Genomic DNA, 21,468 nt, shown 5'->3' with positions numbered 1-21,468 from the left:
CTGTACCTTTTTATCGTTATTTATCTGAACCAGGATCCCTTGAGAAAAAGATGTGAAAGAGAAATGTGACTTTACTGGATCCTCCTGATGTACTAGCTTGTATATGTGATAAAGGACCAGACGTTAGGGCTGCCTCGGAATGGGGTGGTACGACTATTTTGAGCGAATGATCTGATTCTGGTGAAGCAATAACAGTAATTGTATCATCAGAGAAGTTTATAATTTTAACAGAACCGACTGGAAAGATGGACTTGCCAGCATGTGATGCTGAAGCGAATTGGGTAGCTTTCCAAATATCTTGCGCAAATGTATCATCGTTAGATAACCAAGCACGAGCGCTATATATTGTTGCATTAATGGAAAATTCTTGGTCAAGTGAGACGGCGGGTTTCGGTTCTTTTGGTTCTTGCGGTTCATCTGGAAGCTGGGCGAGAAGGCCGGCGCACATGTATGTTTCACCTACTTTCAATTGTTACTGTTATAGCATATTAAACATGTTGTTTATAAGGCACGACGGTTACCTATTTAGGCATAGGTTTGTGCACTAAATTTGAAGATGAAATTCTCTTTCTTTACAATAGAAGTAGGTGTTATTTCTATAAAATATGGAAAACGTAAAGAGTATGTAAAAAAGAAGGAGTGGTAAAGTGAACTATGTCATTATTGGCGGAGATGCAGCTGGTATGAGTGCAGCGATGCAAATTGTTAGAAACGATGAAAATGCAAATGTTGTGACGTTAGAAAAAGGTGAAATTTATTCGTACGCGCAGTGTGGGTTACCATATGTCATTAGTGGTGCTATCGCTTCAACGGAAAAGTTAATCGCGCGTAATGTAAAGATGTTTCGTGATAAATACGGAATTGATGCGAAAGTACGACATGAAGTAACGAAAGTAGATACGGAAAAGAAAATGGTATACGCAGAGCATACGAAGACGAAAGATGTCTTTGAATTTTCGTATGATCGTTTATTAATTGCGACTGGCGTGCGTCCTGTTATGCCAGAATGGGAAGGGCGAGATTTACAAGGCGTTCATCTTTTAAAAACAATTCCGGATGCTGAGCGCATATTAAAAACGCTAGAAACGAATAAAGTTGAAGATGTAACCATTATTGGCGGCGGTGCAATTGGGCTGGAAATGGCAGAAACATTCGTCGAACTCGGTAAGAAAGTAAGAATGATTGAGAGAAATGATCATATCGGTACAATTTACGATGCAGATATGGCGGAATATATACATAAAGAAGCAGATAAACATCATATTGAAATTTTAACGAATGAAAATGTAAAAGCGTTTAAAGGGAATGAACGAGTAGAAGCAGTTGAAACGGATAAAGGTACGTATAAAGCGGATCTTGTTCTAGTATCTGTCGGAGTGAAGCCGAATACTGATTTTCTTGAAGGAACGAATATACGTACAAATCATAAAGGGGCAATCGAGGTAAATGCATATATGCAAACGAATGTGCAAGACGTATATGCAGCTGGTGATTGTGCGACACATTATCACGTTATAAAAGAAATTCATGATCATATTCCAATTGGAACAACTGCAAATAAACAAGGGCGACTTGCTGGACTGAATATGCTGGATAAACGAAGAGCTTTTAAAGGAACGTTGGGTACAGGCATTATTAAATTTATGAATTTGACGCTCGCAAGAACAGGCTTAAATGAAAAGGAAGCAAAAGGATTACATATCCCGTATAAAACAGTCAAAGTAGATTCCACAAATATGGCGGGCTATTATCCAAATGCGAAACCACTTTACTTGAAATTACTATACCGTTCTGACACGAAACAATTATTAGGTGGACAAGTAATTGGAGAAGAAGGTGTAGATAAACGGATTGATGTGATCGCAATGGCACTCTTCAATAAAATGAGCATTCACGATTTAGAAGATGTGGACTTAAGTTATGCACCACCATATAACAGCGTTTGGGATCCAATTCAGCAAGCGGCAAGACGAGCGGAATAGCACTTTTTAAGTGCTATTTTTTTCGTTAAAAGGTAATCATCATTTTTGTCGAATGAAGAGGGTTGGGAAATAGTTACATATAGGGAAGGGGATTATTAAAAATGTTTGTAACACTTCAAACTGTTCAAGAATCAGAAAAAGAAATATTGCGTAATTTATATGCACTATATCTGCATGACCTCTCTAAGTTCACACCCAATATAACAATTGAAGCAAATGGATTTTTTGAATACGAAGATTTACATATGTTTTGGGGAAATGATGGAATCACTCCGTATTTTATTAAAAGTGATAATGAGATTGTAGGATTTTTATTACTACTGGAACGTCCGTTTTTGAAGAAGGAAAACGATTTTGGTATAAATGACATTTTCATATTGAATCAGTACAAAGGAAAAGGAATCGGTAAACAAGTTATTGAGAGTTTGCTAAAAGAGAAACGAGGACAATATTTCGTTATCGAACTTGTGAAAAATGTACCAGCCGTTTCTTTTTGGAAGAAAGTATATAGGGAACTAAACATCGAATTTGATGAGAAAATACAGTTAATCGATGAGGAAGAATGTCTCGTGCGAACGTTTAAAATATAATGAAATGGATTCTACTTGTATATTACTTTGAAATTTAACTTTATTTTGAATATACCGTTCACCCTTGAAAACATAGTACGTATCGCTTATATTGTCATATAGTATTTATTTTTTAACAAAGCAATGAACGAACCAGGGGGCACAGTATGGCAATTAACATGAAAACAATCGAAGAATGGATTGCTGAATCAAACGCAAGACAGGAAGAAGACTTTGGACACGTTATTGAAGAGATGAAAGAAGTATGCGTTGGACTTGATAACGCGACATTAATTTATACGAAAAACGTATTTTGTTTCGGTAAGAAAGTAGAAGTATTTTTCTTCTTCCAAGACCATGTCGTGATCGGACAAGAAAAAGACGAATATGTTGAAATTGAAAAATTAAAGTATGATGCTATTACAAATAGTAATTTAAAAACAAATGACAAAAATACAACGTTAGAATTAAAGTTTTCTAACGGACAAACTATCAATTTAGATAGTTTAAATGATAACTACGGTACGAAAAACTGGTTATTTGCGAGACAAATAAAGAGTATTTTTAAATTAATCTAGTAAAAAAGCAGACCTCAAAGGGTCTGTTTTTTTACTTGGTCCCTATTACACAAAGGTATCCTCTTTCTTCATAACATTTCACGCTTGTAAATCCTGTTTTATAAAATAGGTTTACTAATTCTTCATTCGTTTTGCATTTCTCCATATGATATTGAATTTTGAAAGTTTCAGCCACTAATAAAAAGGATCCTTTCGGTTGCAAGACGCGAAATACTTCTTTTATATCTTGTTCCACATCAGGCCAGAAGTAGTGTGTTTGAAAAGCGGTAATGAGATCGAAGAAGTTCGTATGATAGGGAATAGAAGAAACGCTTGCTTGTTGAACAATGACTTTTTGTTTTTGAACATCCTTTATATTCGTCTGTATCGAATTTTTTACAGCTTGATAGGAGTAATCAATCCCGTATATTTTTCCAAGTGGAGTTCGTTTTGAAAGAGTGTGTATCGTTTTACCGCCGCCACAACCGATATCTAATATAATTGCCTCTTTCTTTATATATACTTTTTGTAATGCCCAATTGGTTAGTCTCGTATGTGCACTGTTCATAATACAAAGCATGGAAGAACCAATTGTCCCCCGAGGATTTTTTGCTTGCTGGATTAATCGTTGTAAAATGCTCAAGTTAAACTCTCCTTTTATGTAAGAATATATACTCACTTCTCTTTTTATTAAGTAAGTCCTTTAAAAAAAGCACGCCGATGAGCGGCGTGCTTCTAAATACGCAAATCCCCTTTTAACCAATTCCGCGCCCGATAAGCTCCAACAGGAATTTGAATAAGTGACGTTTCATTCCCAGCATCTATTCCGTACAACTGATCACATGAATTTGTATCAAAACTAAGTAAAGGATGCCCGCCCATCCCCATTGCGGTCGCTGCAAAAACGAGTTTGTGAACGAGTATACCTGCCTCCATTTGATGAATACGGTACCCTCTATAGCCTAATGCATTTGTATAGTAATCTTTCTTTCCGACTACATGTAAGCAAAGTGGTACTTGAAAAAGGTTTACGTTATCCATCGTCATACTAGATTGAAGGGGATAACGAAGGTCCCCATATCGAAGTGATTGTATGGAATGTGTTTTACTGTTATAAGTGTAAGCGCCGTTTTCTATATCTTTTACATTATAGAAACATCCATATAATGAGACGCGCACATTTTCATTTACATACTGACCATCAATGTCATTGTAATAAGGGAAGGAGAGGCTCGCTTCTTGTAGTAAAGTAGCGAGCTCGGCTGCATCCCATTTTGTTAAAATAAAGTCAGCATCAGGGGAATACCGTTTTCGGCAAAGTTGTAAGAAATCATAAGATAAACGCTCTACTTTCGGCAGTTGTACAGCGTGCACATGATGTTGATAGTGCTCTTCATGAGCTAGTGTTTGGAACTGTGCTGTCGATTCGATCATAGAAGCTGCATTTATTTTTGTTATCATCGGATACTCATTTACATGTTTTGAGCGAACGAAATGTTCATGTGCTAAAGGCGGAATTTGTTGTAATAGCTCATGAGAAGTAATTGTTTTATGTTCACGGTAATCATTGTGAAACCAATTAGATTGCGGTTCTGTACTGAAAGGAACGACAGCATACACGCTTTCTTCTCCTTCTGACAGTCCGAGTAAATGATTGATTGCACGGTCTAGAAACTGAAAATATACACCATTTGTGTAACCAAATTGTTTGGCACATTCCAGTAATTGGCCGATGAGAACACCGCTATCTAACCCTTGAAGCCGATACGAAAAGTTATTGTATTTAAAGTAGTTTTTCCAAAACATAGTGGATACGAATGCAGCACCAAAACAAGATTGTATGTTACAACGATTGCCGAGTGCTTCTGTAAGGTAAGAATCGAAATTTCCTTCGCGAAGTAAAATAAGTCGGTGATGCGCGGCGTCGTAATGGTAAATGCCGTCTGGATAATCGTCAATTTTTAAATATATATACAATTCATTTGGATACAAAGCGCCGCCGGAAGGGATAGATCTTCGAAATAAAATTTTCTCGCTATTTAGCTGACATAACTGGGTTAAACCAAATGAACACCAAAGGTAATGACCAATCTCTTTCAAAGTAGGTGTAGTAGAAGAGTTAGGTAAAGAGAATGGGATTTCTAAAGAGAGAGGAATGATAGGTACATTTCGATATAGTTTATAAGGAAGCGGTGCATCTTCCCAGTCCACTTCATGATTCGGCATAATTTCTTCTATAGAAAAATGGAGATGATGTAAAAAAGTATCCAGCTGCATAGAATCCCTCCTTTACTATGGAAACGGATGCGGATGTGGATTTAATTGTTCATTCATTAAAGGCTCAGCGGTATATCCAAGCGTCATCGGTACAGTATACACTCTATCCAGTCCTGTAATCCGAGTGAGATGGTGACCGAACGTCATCGGTAGCATGCCTGGAATAATGACTTTTACACAATGCAATCCGTTTTTTTCTATAAGAGGCACTGTTTGATCTACAACGATTACTTCAAGTCCGGTTTGCCCTAGACGGTTTAAAAGTTGATGAAGATCGGATGTTAAATCGAGATCAAATGATTGTAATCCGTTCATTTCTTGGAACGATTGCACCGGAGCATCGTCACGTAAAAGGAAGTGAAGACGTTCTTCTGCTTCTTTCAATCCGTACAGCATACTATGGTCTTCCATTTTATTTACGAGATAAGGGTCTTGTAAGCAATTTTCGTAGTGCTCTCTTTTTTGTTCGAGTTCATCGTCTGTTATAAGTAACATGCCGGCTATTTCATGGATGGCACTCTTTAAAGCACGGACTGGGTCCAAATGAGAGCCTCCAGCACAAACAACGTTCATTCCATTTTCACGCGTATTTTTCGCGATTACCCATAAGCTTGGGATGCCGTGTTCCATCGTTGCGTTAAAAGCATGCAATTCATAACCGGTAATCGTGTACAGCCGCTGAATCATTAATTGTAATTCCGTATCATTTGCTGAACTAAGATCAAGGCGGGGAAGAGGTAATTCGGCATACCAAGTGAGCAAAAAGGCGTCACGCTCTACAACTTCTAAAATACCGTGAAAAATTGCTTCTTCTAAACTACCACCAATGGCACATCCATTTGATGTTTCATATACGTAAGCATCTCGATGACCGAGGCTATAATAAGCGATTGATTCAGGAACTAAAATTGGACGGTTTTGTGACAATGAATATCCCCATACCCAGTTTTGTTCATAGTCAGGGTCAAACGGTTTAAATGGAAAACCATCACGATTATAGTGTTCATTTGTATGTACACCGAGCGTAAGGGGATTTAGTGCATGATCCTCTACATCATGAAAACTAGCATGCACATTTGTCTTTTTCCCTCGAGGTGACATACCACAATATCGCTCTAAACCTTCTAAAATAGCAGTTGCTTCACTTATTGCAAATGAAAGAGTTCGGCCTGCAACCCCTTCATTTCCAAACATTAATGGCATGTTTATAATAACGTCAGCAAATGGTAATAAAGAATGCTGCATTTTTCCGTTCAACATACCGACTCGGTAATCTAAATAGTCCTTCGTTAAAAATGTGTTTAGTTCATGAATGGAACGACAGCGATATGTTGCATCACTTGTTTTTAAGCTCGGTTGTAATGAAATCGCTGCTGCATCTGCCGTGTCATCAGGCAAATTACTACATACAGGACAGAGCGGATCTGGAAGAAAAGAATGCCGCGTACATTGCAGTGTTTGTAAGTTTAGTAAAATGAGTTCATTTTCTAAAGAAGAATGAGTATGAGTTAATATTTTCTCTGTTTCTGCGCAAATAAGATGGCACATTTGCAGAATGCCATTTTGGGTGGCACGTACATCACGCCTTGTTACGTTTTCTTCTTTTACCGCATATTTTCGTTGTAGCTCCCACATCTCTTTTTGATCAAATCCAGCGATAAAGCGTCGTCCATCGGCACAATGAGTACATCCTGCTGCAAGAGGATGAATATAAGGACCGATAATACCTTCACCAAATGAAGTAAAACCACGTAGCCACGGAATATGATTTGAACGGAAAATTAGCTCAGCGTCATGATGAATAGTAGAAGGAGAGCCGTCGTGTAATACGAGAGCGAGGTCGATATTTTCAGGGAGTTCGTCTGCAATTGTATGTTGGCGAATGATGGAATATTGTTTGCATAATCGATCATGTACATAGTCTGCAAGAATGCCATCCCCTATAAGTAATATATTTTGAGTCATAGACCGTCCTCCTTTGCAATTAATACCCCGTACACACCATCTAAGTTTTCTTTCAAAAATGATTCAATCGCTAAATCAAACACGAATGGATAAAAATGATGTTCTTCTAAATGTTGCAGGGCAAGCTGTACAGATTGCGTACTTGGAATTTCTTCTTCTGCTTGTATTTCTAACCTAAAAGAATCCGTGTCATATAAAATAATAGAGGATTCCGGCAAGATATTAGCTCTGTAAGGAGTTTCTTCATTTTGAATATGAAGAAGCGATAGTTGTAGTGCGTTTCGTAACGCTAACGTCATATTAATATTAGATGCACCATACCATCGATCATGTATACCAACCCAAACGACTGGAAAGCTGAGAATCTCTTCACCCATTGCGATTTTAGGTGTTTCATGAATGGTAGCGAGGGCATCGTAATAAAATCTACAATGTTTATCATAAATGTCCGTTAAGTCGACCGTCGTAATTTCTTCTAGCATATGTGCTTGTCGTTCATACAATTTGTGATTTAAATGTTGTTGTAGTGCCCGGTATACACCCTCTGTCATCGTTTCTCCAGCGCCAATACCGATATCGTTATGTTCAGGGATAAGGCGGTGCATAATTTCTGTTACATAGGTTTCAATTCCTGTTAAACCAGCTTCTCGGCGCGCTTCGTTATGAGTCAAACCAGCGCAAGTCATAAGAGGAAGGAGGGAAGTTGGACCATCTGATAGCGGTGTAGCTACTTGAATATTGCATTGTGATAATGGTAATTGATATAAATCTTGTTCATCCCATACATGGAATATACCAGTTTCTTTAGAAGTTAATGAATCGAAAAAACGGAATAAATCAGTTGAGGTATGTTGGTTAGACCGATGCTCAAGTTGTTCAGAAAGGTTTTCTATCGTATCAATTGTAAAACTTTCATCAGTGGCGAGAGGATGTTTTATAAAAGGATGCCATGCTCCTTCGAGTGTTTCATAATTTAATAAAAAGAATTGAGGTTCTTTTTCTCGGTAAGAATCATTAGCAACGTGCTTAAATAATTCAAAAACGATTATATTTGCTAGCATTGCAGATGTAATAGGAGAGAAGGCGGCTGATGAATTTTCATTTTGTAAAGTCGTTTCATGTAGCCGATGCCATGCGGATTCCCAGCATTCTTCACGATTAGCCATTACGACAGGACCAGCTATACCAAGTGTTGATAAACAAACGGCTGGTATGAAGTTCTTTCCTACTTCCTTGCAAATCGTGTGAGCTGCTCTTAGTCCTTCGATATCTCCATTTTGCGAAACGTATAAAATCCAGTCGAAAGGCTCGAACACTTCATGCAGGGGACGATCAATTGTTGTATCTATTTCTTGAACAAGTACAGCATCATCTACTTCATGCGCAAGTTCTACTAGCTCGTGAATACGGTCGTAATTCGTTTCTTCATAATCTGTCACAAGGTAATGAAAGGTAGGTAATCCGGATTCTAATAAAGAAGAAACTAAGGAAGTAAGCATATCTCCAGAGCCGATTATAAGTACATTTGCATTGCGGTACGTTTCGAATTTTAAAGCGCCTGAATGAGAATCTGCTTCTAGAAATTCAATTTGCGAAGCATATCTATCAAGTAATGCACTGTTTAATTCATGAGGTGCATCTTGACTTACATCACGGACAAACCCATTTGTATATAAAATCTCTCCAATTTCAAATACACGATTTTGATAGGGGAGAGGGAGACCATCCGTTATTTCTGCTAAAGAATAATTACCGTTAAACATTGGCATTAATTTTTCAATCCAGTTATAAATTCCGTCACCGTCCATACGAAATGAACTGGCGTTATTTCGAAAATAGACACCCCCGTTTGAGTCGGGGAGGAAGAAAGTATCTTTATTTGCTTTTAGTTTTGCATGTGCTGGAAGGTTACTCATTTTAATCCTCCTTACTTTTTAGGCATACATTATTACCTTATGTCATGCGATTTGTCCCGTATGAATGCAATAAAAAAAGCTGTAGAATGATATATTCTACAGCTTGTAATAGATTATAAATCTATCAACCTTCTAATAATAATGATTTTGGATCTTCAAGCATATCTTTAACAGCAACAAGGAAGCTAACTGCTTCTTTACCATCAACAATACGGTGATCGTAAGATAAAGCGATGTACATCATTGGGCGGTTTTCCATACGTTCGTTATCGATTGCAACTGGACGTACTTGGATTTTGTGCATTCCTAAAATACCAACTTGTGGGCTGTTTAGGATCGGTGTTGACATTAGAGAACCGAACACACCACCGTTTGTAATTGTAAATGTACCACCTTGTAGTTCTTTTAGTGAAAGTTTGTTATCACGTGCTTTTTTACCTAATTCACGAATTTCGCTTTCGATTTCAGCGAAGTTTAATTGGTTCGCATCGCGTACAACTGGAACAACTAATCCATCTGGAGCTGCTACTGCAATACCGATATCATAGAATTTTTTAATGATAAGCTCGTCGCCTTGAATTTCAGCATTTAATAATGGGAATTGTTTTAATGCTGCAACAACTGCTTTTGTGAAGAATGACATGAAACCAAGACGTACATCATGTTTTTTCTCGAAAGCATCTTTACGCTCTTTACGTAATTCCATGATTGCAGTCATATCAACTTCGTTAAATGTTGTTAACATTGCAGATGTTTGTTGAACTTCTACAAGACGTTTTGCAATTGTTTGACGGCGGCGGGACATTTTCACGCGCTCAACTGGTTTTTCGAATTCAGTTTTTGCAACTGGAGCAGGAGCTGGACTTTTTGGAGCAGCTGGTGCTTCTTTTGGTGCTGCAGCATGAGCTTGTACATCGTGTGGTCTCACACGTCCAAGTGGATCTGTGCTACGTACGTCGTTTAAGTCGATTCCTAATTCACGAGCCATTTTTCTAGCAGCTGGTGATGCGATAGGACGGTTTGTATTTGGTAAACCTTGTAAAGTTGCAGTTTGTTCAGCACTTGGTGCCGCAGCTTTTGGTGCTTCAGTTGTTTCTTGTTTTGGTTGCTCAGCCAACGGTGCAGGTGTACTTACTGCAACTGGTGCTCCGTTTGCGTCTAAAATTGCGATAGTTGCGCCAACTTCAACTGTATCCCCAGGTTCGCCTAGTAACTTCGATACAATACCTGAATCTTCTGCAATGATTTCTACATTGACTTTATCAGTTTCAAGCTCAACAACGCTGCCACCTTTCTCAACTTTGTCGCCTACGTTGATAAGCCATTGTGAGATAGTTCCTTCAGTAATAGATTCTGCAAGCTCAGGTACTTTAATTTCGATCATTTTAAATGTCCTCCCCTTATTTGCCTAACGGTGTGTTTTTTCTTCTTTTGTCTTCGGTAATCTCCATTTGTTAGCCTGACCTTGGGCAGAATATCTGCCCAAGGAACAAGCTAGAAATCTTCATTGTTACTTTTTAGTTGCTGAAAACTTCAATTTCTAGTTTATCTTGACGGAAGTTATACTTCACGTCTAAAGCGTGTGAAACAATTAGTTCTTGCTCAGCTTTGTGAGCGAATGGATCGCCGCCAGATGGGCTAGAGCGATCTGGGCGTCCAATATAACCTGTTTTCACTTTATCTCCAGCTAGTTCGAACAGAATTGGAGCCATGTAATGCCATGCGCCCATATTACGAGGCTCTTCTTGAACCCAAATAATTTCTTCTAAGTTTTTAAAGCGTTTAATAATAGATTGAACTTTCTCAGCAGGGAATGGGTACAACTGTTCAATACGAACGATATGAATTTCATCTAAGTTGTACTCATGCTTACCAGACTCGATTTCTGCTGCTAAGTCAATCGCCATTTTACCTGTACTTAAAACAAGACGTTTTACTTTGTTTGGTTTCATGCCAAGGTTTTCTTGTTCTAAAGCAGGTTGGAAACGTCCTTCGCTTAACTGACTAGCAGTTGAAAGCGTAAGTGGGTGACGTAATAAACTTTTCGGCGTCATCAATACTAATGGTCGAACAGCTTCTGTTCCTAAGATAGATGCTTGACGACGCAGGATATGGAAATATTGTGCCGCGCTCGTTAAGTTTGCAACTGTCCAGTTGTTCTCAGCAGCTAACTGTAAGAAACGTTCAGGACGCGCACTAGAGTGCTCTGGCCCTTGACCTTCATAACCGTGTGGTAATAGAAGAACTAAACCAGATTTTTGACCCCATTTTGCTCTTCCAGCTGAAACATATTGATCAAATAATGCTTGCGCAGTATTTGAGAAGTCACCATATTGCGCTTCCCACATAACAAGCGTTTCTGGAGCGAATACGTTATAACCATACTCGTAACCAACAACAGCAGCTTCTGATAATGGACTGTTATGAACAGAGAATGAAGCGTTGATGTTTGGTAAGCGATGTAATGGTGAATATGTTTCATTTGTATCCGTATCGTGTAATACGATGTGACGATGCGCGAATGTACCACGCTGTGAATCTTGACCAGTTAAACGAATTGGTGTACCTTCTTGTAAAATAGAAGCAAATGCTAATGATTCAGCAAGTGCCCATTCAATTTTACCGTTCTCTTCAAGAGCGTCTTTACGGCGCTCAAGAATTTTCTTCACTTTCGGATATACGTTAAAGCCTTCTGGCCAAGATAGCAGACCTTCATTAATTGCACGAAGTGAATCAAGCTCAACACCAGTATCAATTGACTGAATGCCCTTTGCAACGACATCTGGCACTTTAACGTGAATTGTTGCATCGCTCGTATCAGCTGGCGGTACTTGTGCATAGTCAGATTTTAATTGCTCTTGCGTAAACTGTGTAATTGTTTCAATTTCATCTGCATTTAGAACACCAGCAGCTTGTAATTGATCTGCATAAATTGCTCTTACAGTTGGGTGATTTTTAATCTTTTTGTACACTTGTGGTTGTGTAACTGCTGGATCATCCATTTCGTTATGACCGTAGCGGCGGTAACCAATTAAATCGATTAAGAAATCTTTTTTGAACAACATGCGATATTGAATCGCAAGATTAGCAGCAGCAAGACAAGCTTCCGGATCATCAGCATTGACGTGAACAATCGGAATATCGAAACCTTTTGCAAGGTCACTTGAATATTTCGTAGAACGAGAATCATAGCTATCAGTCGTAAAACCAACTGCATTGTTTGCGATAACATGAATTGTTCCGCCTGTTTGATATGCATTCAATCTGCTTAAGTTGAGTGTCTCAGATACAATACCTTGACCAGGGAATGCAGCATCACCGTGAACTAAAATTACGAATGATTTTGAAGTATCTTGTTCTGGAAGACCAGATTTTTTACGATTTTCTTGAGCCGCACGTGCGAAACCTTCTACAACAGGATTCACGAACTCAAGGTGACTTGGGTTATTTGCTAATGTAACGCGAGTACTAACTTCTTCGTTACTAACGACTTGTTCTCTACCTAAATGGTATTTTACGTCGCCAGTCCAACCAGAGTTTGCTACTGCGCCTTCTATTTTTGCATGTTTGAACTCAGCAAACATGTGACTATATGGTTTTTCTAATACGTGTGCAAGTACGCTTAGGCGACCGCGGTGAGCCATACCAATCATGATATCTTCTACGCCGTTTTTAGCACCTTCTAGCACAATTTCATCTAGAACGGGTACAAGCATATCAACGCCCTCGATAGAGAAACGCTTTTGCCCAACGAATGTTTTATGCAAGAATTGCTCGAAACCTTCAACAGCTGTTAAACGTTTTAAAAGAGCAGTTCGTTTTTGATTTGATAGTGGTTGACGCAATGAATTTGATTCCACCATTTGATGCAACCACGCGCGTTCTTCACTATCTTGTATATGAGAAAATTCATAAGCTAAAGTTTGTGTATACACTTCTTTTAATCTATGAATTACATCAAGTGCAGTGTGAATACCTTCTGGTGCATCTTGCCATACTGTTTTTGCTGGAATCGCTTTCAAATCAGCGTCGCTCAGTTCGTTCATTGCTTTCTCAAGAAGAGATTGTCCATTTGCAGCATCTTCCATCGGATTGATGTGAGCCAACGTATGCCCGAAAGAACGAATCTGTTCAACAAGCTGAACGACTTTAAGAATTTTTTCAATGTTCCCTGTGTTTTGAGGAGAAAAATGTGTTGCTGTGTTGTCCCCTGTTACGACATCATCTTGAAACGAAGGAGCTCCAAAAATTTCAAAAAGCTCTTGTAATTCCGGATCAACAGAACCTGCTCCAGTTACGTAAAGATCATACTGTTCAATAACATAACCAAGGTTCGGACCGTGGAACTTGGCCCAAGGGTTTGTCGTTGTATTCTTCCTCGTCATTTGTTTAAACCTCCCAATGCATATAATCCTTTTTCCATACAAAAAGGTGCATTTTGCTCTTTTCAATAATTGATGAACCAATAATCAATGTAAATGTTTTTCTTTACTCTTATGTTATTACAATAATTTACATAATACCAAACACTATTACTTATCTGTTTTGTAAAAAAACATTCACAATAACTTATCACCCAAGTTAATCTTTCATGTTATAAAGTAATTTTACAGAAAAATAGGGTGGATATATTTGGTATACCTATACAAATAACTAAAATTGTAGCATATAAATATAAGTATAATAGTTGGAATGTTTTGATAAAAATGAGTTCGAATTATGTATATTGAAATAATAAGCGCTTTCATTGATATTATACAACAATATAACGGAATATAGTATAAAAAATAAAAAATTATGAATTTATCGTAAACTTTATTTAGATAGTGTTAAATATTGAAAGGAAAGTGAAGGATTTCTACAAAAAAAGTTGTTAAACATAAAAAATGCTTTATAAACAGTTAGTTTCTATAAATATGACGAAAAACACCGTAAAACCAATAACACATTTCGCCGAATAAAGGGATAAATGAAATATTTTAAAAGGATAAAACAAATATGGAGATATTAAATTTAAAAAAAAGAGAGGAGGAGATATAGTAACTGTTAGTTACAGTGTTCCGTATTTTGTTTCAAAATAGACGTGCTGAAATTAAAAAGTTTCTTCTATATAAATAGAACGAAAAATAAACAAAACAGATGTAAAGGAAACTTGACGTAAAGTTTCCTTTACGTATATACTCGTTATAAGGAAGGAGGGAGAAATTTCCTTGGAAAATAAAATGGTCGAATACCGAAAAAAATTTGGACTATCTCAAGAAAAATTGGCTGAGAAACTTGGTGTTTCCAGACAAACCATCATTTCAATTGAAAAGGGAAAATACGATCCGTCACTTCCGTTAGCATTTGAAATCGCGAAAACATTTCAGACAACGATAGAACATGTATTTATTTATGAAGGAAAAGAAGGGGAGGAATAAAGATGAACTATTCACAAAAGTACTTCGTTATCATGGGAATTATTTTTCTATTCATGAGTGGATTTATGATATTAACAGGTATAATGACGCATTCCGCACCGCCAGAAGCAACTTATCCATTACTTGGTATGATGATTATGTGTTTTTGCTTAAGTTATTTACACCCACAATTTAAAGAAAAAGATGAGCGAATGAAACTTATTCGTTATAAAGGAATGTTCTTCAGCTTTTTTGCGCTAACGGCATATTATCTTCTTTTCTCTTTCGGCTTAAACTTAAAAATACTTACACTATCTGCTACTGAACTATTGAATATACTTATGGCACTTACAATGAGTACAGTTTTTATCTCGTTTGTTGTTTTATCGAAAAGATATTAAGATGGAAGTGAGAAAGGAAGATTAACATATGCAAATGATGTATGCTTTTGGCATTGGGCTTGTATTATTTTTAGCCGTATTCTTATTTATTCGGAAAGACGTGCAAGGCGGGACGTTAACGAAAAGAGGTTTTTATAAAATGATCGGCTGTTTAGTTGTTATGTTTATAGCGATTATCGTAATGATCGTTTTAATAAATCGGTCACTATAGAATATAAAAATAGAACCTTACATCAGTAAGGTTTTTCTTTTTTGTATAAAATCGGAAAATTCCCACGATATCCATTTACTGCATATAATGGATATTATATAATTTAATAAAATGATAGATAGGGAGAATAGTATATGAATAAAAAAACTATCTTCTTTTTATTAATATGTCTATTACTTGTAGCTAGTACTACTTATATAATATGTAACAAACGAGAACAAGTGCCACCTATGTTAGTATGGGAGGGGCAAGAATATTATGTTACGAATGAACCTGCCAAAGCAGAAGAAGTCGGGCAAAGGCTAGGAGAAGTAACAAAGAAAATTGAAACAAGTGAAAAACCTATTAAAAATAGTGAATCCAACATAGTACAGGAAAAAACAGAAGTATTCACAATGATAGAAGAAGAAAAAGGTCCCCACTCACCTTTAATCATAAAGGAGCCTGATGGTGAAGAATATAGAATTGTGAGGCCAATGTTAAAAGTATTATAAAGTGAAAAGGAGATTCCTATGCAGACAGTAACTTCATATCCATGGTCGTTAAGAAAAACGTTTGTCTTTTTCCTTTGTTTTATCCTTCCACCAATCGGTGCAATCTACATTGTAATGAATAGAGGGGCACTACAAAAGAGAGACTTCATTTTATACGTATTATTTGCTGCTATTAATATATCGCTTTGGTTGTCACTTATGATTTTTGATCGGGGCGTGTGGCTGGTGTCGGGGCATTATGTGCTTGGAGCAATTGTAATTGTTTTTTCGAATATAAATAAGAGATAACCTAGCAATTTTAAAGTTGCTGGGTTTTATTTTGCTATTTATAATGAAGAAACAAATTTTTAATAGAGAGTAGTGAGCGTTATGAGATGGAAAGAGGGAACGTTTGAGGAAATTGAAACGAATGACTCATCTATTGAGAAACTCATACATACATTCAAGGAACAAAACGTAAATGGCGGAGCGGTTATAAGCTGTTTTAAAGTACATAATGAAAATTTTTTCAAAGAAATACCACATTTGAAAGATGGATACGATCACTTCTTTAGAAGAATCTTCAACTCTTTAGATATAATGCATAACTTAGAAGAGTTAAAAATACATACGTCAGAAAAATATAAGTTTCATTTTGAAGAACATCTGGCAGTCATGCTTGATGGTAGCATTGCCGCGCAAATTTTGTGGGGCGGAGCATATGAAACATTTAAGGAACGACCAGTTATCGCAAAGCAATTAGCAGTCAATGTATGCCAATATATGTTCCAAGATCGATACGAAGATATTAAAGTTTTTGAAAGCTATCACCCTTGGACAGATTGGTTTTATGATGTTGCGTGGGATGTTACTTGGATGGTGTTGGATAGTAGGGAGCAGAAAATGTGGTTAGTTTGTGCTACTGATACGGATTGATAGATGGGAGAAGTTTTATGCCAATGGTCTTTGCTAGTGCTTTTAGCAAAGATAGAGGTGGTGACTAGAAAATCGTTGCAGATGATAACTTGAAAGAAGTATTGTTTGCCAATGCGAAGTCTTTGGAGAAGAGGTTTGGTGGGAAGTGATTGATTTAGATAAAAAAGAGAAGCCATATCACGTAGAAAGTTGATATGGTTTCTCTTTTTTTATGACCCCGGAGAGGCTCGAACTCACGACCTCCACCCTGTCAAAGTTAATAATCTTTTAGGATTGTAACAGACGATAGATGATAAACATTATTGTATCAGTGTTTTATCAAATTAATTAAGGCTTGAACATGTTTGAGATTGATAAAAAATAGCGGTGTTCTGCCCCATTTCTGCCCATAATAGAATTGGCTTTCAAGTATTCATATCAATGTTTTAAGGTGACCTGTAAATTCGAAGTGTGTTGAGGGATAATAATTTTCTTTAAAAATACTTCTGTTATACTGGATGTAGAAGTGCACATAAAACGTAATCTAGCACTTTTCTTTCGAGTAAATTGCTAGATTACGAAGAATTTTGTGTACGGTAATTAAATTTAAAGGTAAAGGTGATTACATGAGTGGAAAAACTGTACAATTAACAGCATGGTTAAACCCCTATCGAAGAAATCAGTATGTGGCAATGTATGAGCGAATGAAAGATAAACATTCGTCAGTAATGGCTTTACTTTTCCCAAATCATGATAGGGCTGCTGAAGAGCATTACAAGGAATTAGAAATAGAATACAGTACAGCTTTTGATTGGGAAAATACGGATCCAGCTGATGTATTTCAAATGATTCAGGAGAAAGCCTATGAATTTTATGAATTTGAAGTGCTAATGGAACATAATTATTATTTATCATTCCTCACTAATATGTATCAAATCTTTGAACAACAATTACGCAGTTTTGTGTATAGTGAACTAAATCATAGTTTTAGTCCTGTAAGAACTAAAAAACTAGCAAAGTTCGGCACAAATATGAATGAAATTAAAGAGGCGTATAAGGCATTGGACTATGATTTAGAGAAGAATACATATTGGGAGACTATTCATATATTGAGTGATATTGCGAATACATTCAAACATGGTGACGGGCGTTCAGCTAAGCGTTTATTTAAAAAACACCCTGAAATGTTCAAAGTATATGAATATGATAACCAAAGAGTGATGGATAGAGAATTAACGACTAATTCTGAAGTCGTATTTGAAATAGAGAAAATTGACTTCAACACTTATGCCGACGCATTAATTAGTTTTTGGAAAGAATTCCCTGAAAATTTAGAGGGTACATATACATTTAAAGAGTAAAAAGAAAAGGTGTTTATTACGATGGGGTTGTGACTTAATGAGCGCCTTTTTTTTAGGAATTTATTATGTACTCTTTTTTTGATCGTGGGCGAAATAACGTTAAACAACATTAATTTTCCTTAAACTAACGAATGTACAATATTTTCAAGGTAGGAAGTAAACGACTTTATCATCCATAAACAAATTAGGTGCAAAAAATAGAGTGTAACTATTGTCACACTCTATTTTGCTTTTGTTTTCTCTATAGGAGTAATTAAAGATTCTAATTTATTTGATGCCCCTTTGTCTGCAGATTGTAGCGAGTGGGTGTAAATATCAATTGTCGTATTAATCCTGGAATGGCCCAAACGGCTAGAAATGACCTTCATGTTTTCTCCAGCTTCTAATAGAAGGGTAGCGGATGTATGCCGCAGTCCATGAAAGTTAACATGTCTTAGTTCGTGTTTTTTCGTAAACTTGTTCCACTTCTTTGTAATATGACTTGGATATAAAGGCTTACCGTGCCAAGAAGAAAATACAAAGAAATATTCTCCAGCTTCCCATAGATCACCACAAGATAAACGTTTTTCATTACATTCATTTTTATATCTTTTTAACTTTTCAACGAGAGATGAAGGGATAGAGATTGTACGTTTTGACGTTCGCGTTTTTGGTTCTTTTATATAGTATTGGCTATTTGCATATGATACTGCTTGGCGTACTGTTACAGTTCCATCCTCAAAATTAACATCTTTCCACTCCAATCCTAACAATTCACCACGTCTAAAGCCTGTCATAATGGCTAACTGGAATAGAATTTGATACATTGTGTCCTCTTGTTCCAAAAGATTCATAATTTGTCTTGTTTCCTCTAAGTCGTAAGGATTCTTTGCTTGATACTCGTCTTTCAGCTTAGTGAGCTTTTCGGCAGGATTCCTTCTTATGAGCTGCCACTCATGCGCACGTTTGAAAATGTTCTTAATAACACGTATTACATAATTAATAGTAGCAGGAGATAAAGTACCTTCTTTTCCGTCTTTACGAGTGTCACTTTTTAGTTGATCTGCAAGGGTCATTAAGTACATTGGCTTTATATCTTCTAATTTCATGTTTCCAAGGGAAGGCAAGATACGTAATTTTAAATGGCTGCAATAAGTTTCATATGTTTGAGGAGATAGGTTATTGATAGCATATTTCTTTTTCCATTCCTCAACAAAATCTTTAAATAGCATCTTTTGTGGTTTTATATATTCTCCAGCTTCTATTTCAGCAATAAACAAAGCAAGCTCTTTTTCTACTTCACGTTTGTTCTTTGCAGTAGCCATTCTCGAACGCCTGATAGGGTTTCCTTTTTCGTTATAGCCAACAGTTACGCGCATGCGCCAGTTGGTGCCATGCTTTTCGAGAGAACCTTTCAAGTTATTCTCCTCCTTTTCTAAGCCTATAAGTTTCTTGCTTACATGCATTAGAACAATATTTCTGGCGTTTTATTTTCATAAATGGTAACTGACATTTTGGATTAGCACAAATGTTAACAGGAACGTTTGAATTTATTTTATCCCAAAGGTCATAATAAATGGCTGTGATTAGATATCGAGTTTCTCTTTTCTCGGTAATATAGAATCCCATTTTATTTTTTTCAGATTTAATGATTTTATCTATTTTTAAATCTATGCCTTTTGTATATTCCTGTAGTTTCTCAGACAGTATTATACGTCCAATATCAATCATACTCATTTGGTGTAACGTTTGTTCTGGAAAAGACTTTCTTACTGGAGTGTTATCATACCAGTAAATTTCATACCAACCAGCAAAGTTTGTATGGGTAGAAACCTTTATAATATTGTCTTCAATTATATTTTCTGTTTTTTCGTTATTAGTAGACAAGGCTCTGTACAATTTCAGTATTTTAGTGAATTTTTTGATTTCTGAACGCCATAGCTCAAAGGGTTCAAAGTGAGTTCTTTGAAGAGTAAACTCGCCTAAATGAAAATCTGGTAGAAGACCAAGCATTCCGTATTTTTTTGCAAACTGTAAAATGTCTTCATCAGTTTTTAAAGAAATAAACTCATAAGAAATATTATCCATATTTGTTTGTTTTATTTCATTTGTATATGTCGGTTCCATATCGATTTCAGTTATTATACCTTGTAATTCTCGTGATAATCCTTGATTTTCACGCCAATCTTCATAGTAATCTTTCCATAACTCGTATTGATCAATACATTCGTCTACAACCATTTCAAAACTCTTAATATTACTTCCGTCAATAAAGCTTATAGCATCGTATACTAATCTGAATTTCTTATCTAAATTATAAATATCAAACATAGTCTTCCCCCTAAGAAAATCAATTTGTTACGAAATGATATTTTTTTATTTATTTTTGTTACGAAATAAAAGGTATTTTTCTTTGTATTTAGTAACAACTTTATTTTACAATGTAATTATTAACATCACAACCACTATTTAACATGGAGGAGGTAGAAATGGTGACTAATAGGAATCAAGATATTAAAGGTATGAAAGGTAAAATTCCAAATTGGATGATTGCTGAAAAATTAGGGGTGCATGAAAATACTGTAATTCGTTGGTTGAGAAGTGATTTATCTATAGAGCGTAAGCAGAAATTTATTACAGTAATAAAAGAGATTAAGAGGGAGAAGATTTAATGGATCGATCCACAATTACAGCAAAAGAAGCAGCTACATATTTAGGGATATCTTTGGATTTAGTTTACAAGGAAAGTATTTATGGCTCATTACCATGTGTCCGCATAGGTAGAAGAAAGCTATTTAGAAAAGAAACACTTGATCGATGGATGACAAAGAAAGAATTGCAGTGTTTAGAAGGTGGACAAGCCACAAATCTATGAACGGGAGAATGAAAATGACAGATCAATTAACAGTAGTAAATGAACAACCCACATTATCGAGTTTAGAAGTAGCAGAAATGATAGGGAAGAAAGAAGGTTTGAATATGGATAACAGGAAAACTACATTAACAGAGAGAGAGAATAAAATTTTATCACTTATCAGACACGGGAAGGAAAATGCAATTACTGTTAAGGAGATTATTTCGTTGATTGGAGGGACTGATGAGGAGATCAGAGCCATTGTAAGAAGGTTAATAGAAAAACACGGATACTTAGTAGGGTCAAGTAACGGTATTGGTAGAAGTGGTTACTATCGTCCGGAGACAATTGAAGAGAAAGCAGAAGCGGTAATTAAATTAGAGAAAAGAGCAGCAGAAATATTAAAACGTGCTAATATTATGCGTAATTTACCGCTGTAAATAACCATAAGTAGAGTGATAGTAATAAAAAAATCCATACGAAAGGGTCAACTTTCATATGGCTAACGAAAAATATTTAAATCAATTTGATTCTATCACAACTTATCCATAAATAGATACAGTAAAAAAGCAGGGTAAAAATACGGAATATTATGTGAATAACAGCGGT

At 36.3% G+C, this 21,468-nt stretch carries 22 protein-coding genes; 13 read left to right on the top strand and 9 right to left on the bottom strand.

Features of this window, described 5'->3' with window-relative positions; all coding sequences use genetic code 11:
- Positions 1-16 precede the first annotated feature (16 nt).
- Positions 17-448 carry a hypothetical protein gene (locus PDQ40_RS16795; protein ID WP_000332406.1) on the bottom strand — a complete coding sequence of 144 codons (432 nt, stop codon included), beginning with the start codon at positions 446-448 and terminating at the stop codon, positions 17-19.
- A 199-nt stretch (positions 449-647) separates the two neighbouring features.
- Between PDQ40_RS16795 and PDQ40_RS16790 the strand changes: the two genes are divergently transcribed.
- From PDQ40_RS16790 to PDQ40_RS16780, 3 genes are all read left to right on the top strand, one after another.
- Entirely contained in the window at positions 648-1,982 is a 1,335-nt protein-coding gene (locus tag PDQ40_RS16790; protein WP_001110201.1) for an FAD-dependent oxidoreductase, read from the top strand.
- Between the two features lie 101 nt (positions 1,983-2,083).
- Positions 2,084-2,572, top strand: coding sequence for a GNAT family N-acetyltransferase (locus tag PDQ40_RS16785; protein WP_270691524.1), 489 nt, complete (start codon positions 2,084-2,086; stop codon positions 2,570-2,572).
- Positions 2,573-2,718: 146 nt separating this feature from the next.
- Complete coding sequence (locus PDQ40_RS16780; RefSeq protein WP_000996790.1) at positions 2,719-3,129, top strand: DUF3908 family protein; 411 nt, start codon at positions 2,719-2,721, stop codon at positions 3,127-3,129.
- Positions 3,130-3,160: 31 nt separating this feature from the next.
- Here the strand turns inward: PDQ40_RS16780 and PDQ40_RS16775 are convergent, their stop codons facing one another.
- The 6 genes from PDQ40_RS16775 to odhA form a co-directional block, all read right to left on the bottom strand.
- Positions 3,161-3,751, bottom strand: coding sequence for a class I SAM-dependent methyltransferase (locus tag PDQ40_RS16775; protein ID WP_000025741.1), 591 nt, complete (start codon positions 3,749-3,751; stop codon positions 3,161-3,163).
- Positions 3,752-3,843: 92 nt separating this feature from the next.
- Positions 3,844-5,385, bottom strand: coding sequence for a SagB family peptide dehydrogenase (locus tag PDQ40_RS16770; RefSeq protein ID WP_001175559.1), 1,542 nt, complete (start codon positions 5,383-5,385; stop codon positions 3,844-3,846).
- 15 nt (positions 5,386-5,400) lie between these two features.
- Entirely contained in the window at positions 5,401-7,350 is a 1,950-nt protein-coding gene (locus PDQ40_RS16765) for a TOMM precursor leader peptide-binding protein (RefSeq protein WP_076867769.1), read from the bottom strand.
- Positions 7,347-9,266 carry a putative thiazole-containing bacteriocin maturation protein gene (locus PDQ40_RS16760; RefSeq protein WP_061185267.1) on the bottom strand — a complete coding sequence of 640 codons (1,920 nt, stop codon included), beginning with the start codon at positions 9,264-9,266 and terminating at the stop codon, positions 7,347-7,349. The genes PDQ40_RS16765 and PDQ40_RS16760 overlap by 4 nt, the downstream gene beginning before the upstream one ends.
- A gap of 124 nt (positions 9,267-9,390) precedes the next feature.
- Complete coding sequence (gene odhB, locus PDQ40_RS16755) at positions 9,391-10,650, bottom strand: 2-oxoglutarate dehydrogenase complex dihydrolipoyllysine-residue succinyltransferase (protein ID WP_000569916.1); 1,260 nt, start codon at positions 10,648-10,650, stop codon at positions 9,391-9,393.
- Positions 10,651-10,783: 133 nt separating this feature from the next.
- Positions 10,784-13,651 carry a 2-oxoglutarate dehydrogenase E1 component gene (gene odhA, locus PDQ40_RS16750; RefSeq protein WP_270691523.1) on the bottom strand — a complete coding sequence of 956 codons (2,868 nt, stop codon included), beginning with the start codon at positions 13,649-13,651 and terminating at the stop codon, positions 10,784-10,786.
- 825 nt (positions 13,652-14,476) lie between these two features.
- Between odhA and PDQ40_RS16745 the strand changes: the two genes are divergently transcribed.
- The 7 genes from PDQ40_RS16745 to PDQ40_RS16715 all read left to right on the top strand — a co-directional run bounded on the left by PDQ40_RS16745 (position 14,477) and on the right by PDQ40_RS16715 (position 18,026).
- The gene (locus tag PDQ40_RS16745) at positions 14,477-14,686 is read left to right on the top strand and encodes a helix-turn-helix transcriptional regulator (RefSeq protein ID WP_000428510.1); all 210 of its coding nucleotides are present in this window, start codon (positions 14,477-14,479) and stop codon (positions 14,684-14,686) included.
- A gap of 2 nt (positions 14,687-14,688) precedes the next feature.
- Positions 14,689-15,066 (top strand): hypothetical protein, encoded by a 378-nt coding sequence (locus PDQ40_RS16740; protein WP_001109907.1) that lies wholly within the window; start codon positions 14,689-14,691, stop codon positions 15,064-15,066.
- 28 nt (positions 15,067-15,094) lie between these two features.
- Complete coding sequence (locus tag PDQ40_RS16735) at positions 15,095-15,277, top strand: DUF3976 domain-containing protein (RefSeq protein ID WP_001178301.1); 183 nt, start codon at positions 15,095-15,097, stop codon at positions 15,275-15,277.
- A gap of 134 nt (positions 15,278-15,411) precedes the next feature.
- Positions 15,412-15,771 (top strand): hypothetical protein, encoded by a 360-nt coding sequence (locus tag PDQ40_RS16730; RefSeq protein WP_001036551.1) that lies wholly within the window; start codon positions 15,412-15,414, stop codon positions 15,769-15,771.
- 18 nt (positions 15,772-15,789) lie between these two features.
- Positions 15,790-16,059, top strand: coding sequence for a hypothetical protein (locus tag PDQ40_RS16725; protein ID WP_001195388.1), 270 nt, complete (start codon positions 15,790-15,792; stop codon positions 16,057-16,059).
- A gap of 81 nt (positions 16,060-16,140) precedes the next feature.
- Positions 16,141-16,686, top strand: a complete 546-nt coding sequence (locus tag PDQ40_RS16720; protein ID WP_113732393.1) for a hypothetical protein — start codon at positions 16,141-16,143, stop codon at positions 16,684-16,686.
- 605 nt (positions 16,687-17,291) lie between these two features.
- Positions 17,292-18,026: a hypothetical protein gene (locus tag PDQ40_RS16715; protein WP_270691522.1), complete on the top strand. Its 735-nt coding sequence runs from the start codon at positions 17,292-17,294 to the stop codon at positions 18,024-18,026.
- A gap of 221 nt (positions 18,027-18,247) precedes the next feature.
- Here PDQ40_RS16715 and PDQ40_RS16710 read toward each other — a convergent pair whose 3' ends face one another.
- Both PDQ40_RS16710 and PDQ40_RS16705 read right to left on the bottom strand, forming a co-directional pair.
- Complete coding sequence (locus tag PDQ40_RS16710; protein WP_270691521.1) at positions 18,248-19,423, bottom strand: tyrosine-type recombinase/integrase; 1,176 nt, start codon at positions 19,421-19,423, stop codon at positions 18,248-18,250.
- Position 19,424: 1 nt separating this feature from the next.
- Positions 19,425-20,336: a hypothetical protein gene (locus PDQ40_RS16705; RefSeq protein WP_270691520.1), complete on the bottom strand. Its 912-nt coding sequence runs from the start codon at positions 20,334-20,336 to the stop codon at positions 19,425-19,427.
- Between the two features lie 158 nt (positions 20,337-20,494).
- On the opposite strand from PDQ40_RS16705, the gene PDQ40_RS16700 reads away from it, so the two are divergent.
- The 3 genes from PDQ40_RS16700 to PDQ40_RS16690 are packed head-to-tail and all read left to right on the top strand — an operon-like array spanning position 20,495 to position 21,299.
- Positions 20,495-20,677, top strand: a complete 183-nt coding sequence (locus PDQ40_RS16700; protein WP_098650180.1) for a hypothetical protein — start codon at positions 20,495-20,497, stop codon at positions 20,675-20,677.
- The gene (locus tag PDQ40_RS16695) at positions 20,677-20,880 is read left to right on the top strand and encodes an excisionase family DNA-binding protein (protein ID WP_098650181.1); all 204 of its coding nucleotides are present in this window, start codon (positions 20,677-20,679) and stop codon (positions 20,878-20,880) included. The genes PDQ40_RS16700 and PDQ40_RS16695 overlap by 1 nt, the downstream gene beginning before the upstream one ends.
- Positions 20,881-20,894: 14 nt before the next feature.
- Positions 20,895-21,299: a hypothetical protein gene (locus PDQ40_RS16690; protein ID WP_270691519.1), complete on the top strand. Its 405-nt coding sequence runs from the start codon at positions 20,895-20,897 to the stop codon at positions 21,297-21,299.
- Positions 21,300-21,468 lie beyond the last annotated feature (169 nt).

Origin of the sequence: Bacillus cereus group sp. Bc061 (assembly GCF_027715825.1) — a bacterium.
In the GTDB taxonomy this organism is placed as follows: Bacteria; Bacillota; Bacilli; order Bacillales; family Bacillaceae_G; genus Bacillus_A; species Bacillus_A paranthracis.
Note: the sequence above shows the minus strand (reverse complement) of the source record. Positions and strands in the feature narration are given on the sequence as shown.

Bases quoted from the DNA above. Each gene is read 5' to 3' on its own strand.
- PDQ40_RS16765 (WP_076867769.1), bottom strand. From the start codon at position 7,350: ATGACTCAAAATATATTACTTATAGGGGATGGCATTCTTGCAGACTAT.
- PDQ40_RS16795 (WP_000332406.1), bottom strand. From the start codon at position 448: ATGTGCGCCGGCCTTCTCGCCCAGCTTCCAGATGAACCGCAAGAACCA.
- PDQ40_RS16720 (WP_113732393.1), top strand. From the start codon at position 16,141: ATGAGATGGAAAGAGGGAACGTTTGAGGAAATTGAAACGAATGACTCA.
- PDQ40_RS16700 (WP_098650180.1), top strand. From the start codon at position 20,495: ATGGTGACTAATAGGAATCAAGATATTAAAGGTATGAAAGGTAAAATT.
- PDQ40_RS16770 (WP_001175559.1), bottom strand. From the start codon at position 5,385: ATGCAGCTGGATACTTTTTTACATCATCTCCATTTTTCTATAGAAGAA.
- PDQ40_RS16715 (WP_270691522.1), top strand. From the start codon at position 17,292: ATGAGTGGAAAAACTGTACAATTAACAGCATGGTTAAACCCCTATCGA.
- PDQ40_RS16690 (WP_270691519.1), top strand. From the start codon at position 20,895: ATGACAGATCAATTAACAGTAGTAAATGAACAACCCACATTATCGAGT.
- PDQ40_RS16780 (WP_000996790.1), top strand. From the start codon at position 2,719: ATGGCAATTAACATGAAAACAATCGAAGAATGGATTGCTGAATCAAAC.
- PDQ40_RS16730 (WP_001036551.1), top strand. From the start codon at position 15,412: ATGAATAAAAAAACTATCTTCTTTTTATTAATATGTCTATTACTTGTA.
- odhA (WP_270691523.1), bottom strand. From the start codon at position 13,651: ATGACGAGGAAGAATACAACGACAAACCCTTGGGCCAAGTTCCACGGT.
- PDQ40_RS16760 (WP_061185267.1), bottom strand. From the start codon at position 9,266: ATGAGTAACCTTCCAGCACATGCAAAACTAAAAGCAAATAAAGATACT.
- PDQ40_RS16725 (WP_001195388.1), top strand. From the start codon at position 15,790: ATGCAGACAGTAACTTCATATCCATGGTCGTTAAGAAAAACGTTTGTC.
- odhB (WP_000569916.1), bottom strand. From the start codon at position 10,650: ATGATCGAAATTAAAGTACCTGAGCTTGCAGAATCTATTACTGAAGGA.
- PDQ40_RS16705 (WP_270691520.1), bottom strand. From the start codon at position 20,336: ATGTTTGATATTTATAATTTAGATAAGAAATTCAGATTAGTATACGAT.
- PDQ40_RS16695 (WP_098650181.1), top strand. From the start codon at position 20,677: ATGGATCGATCCACAATTACAGCAAAAGAAGCAGCTACATATTTAGGG.
- PDQ40_RS16740 (WP_001109907.1), top strand. From the start codon at position 14,689: ATGAACTATTCACAAAAGTACTTCGTTATCATGGGAATTATTTTTCTA.
- PDQ40_RS16735 (WP_001178301.1), top strand. From the start codon at position 15,095: ATGCAAATGATGTATGCTTTTGGCATTGGGCTTGTATTATTTTTAGCC.
- PDQ40_RS16785 (WP_270691524.1), top strand. From the start codon at position 2,084: ATGTTTGTAACACTTCAAACTGTTCAAGAATCAGAAAAAGAAATATTG.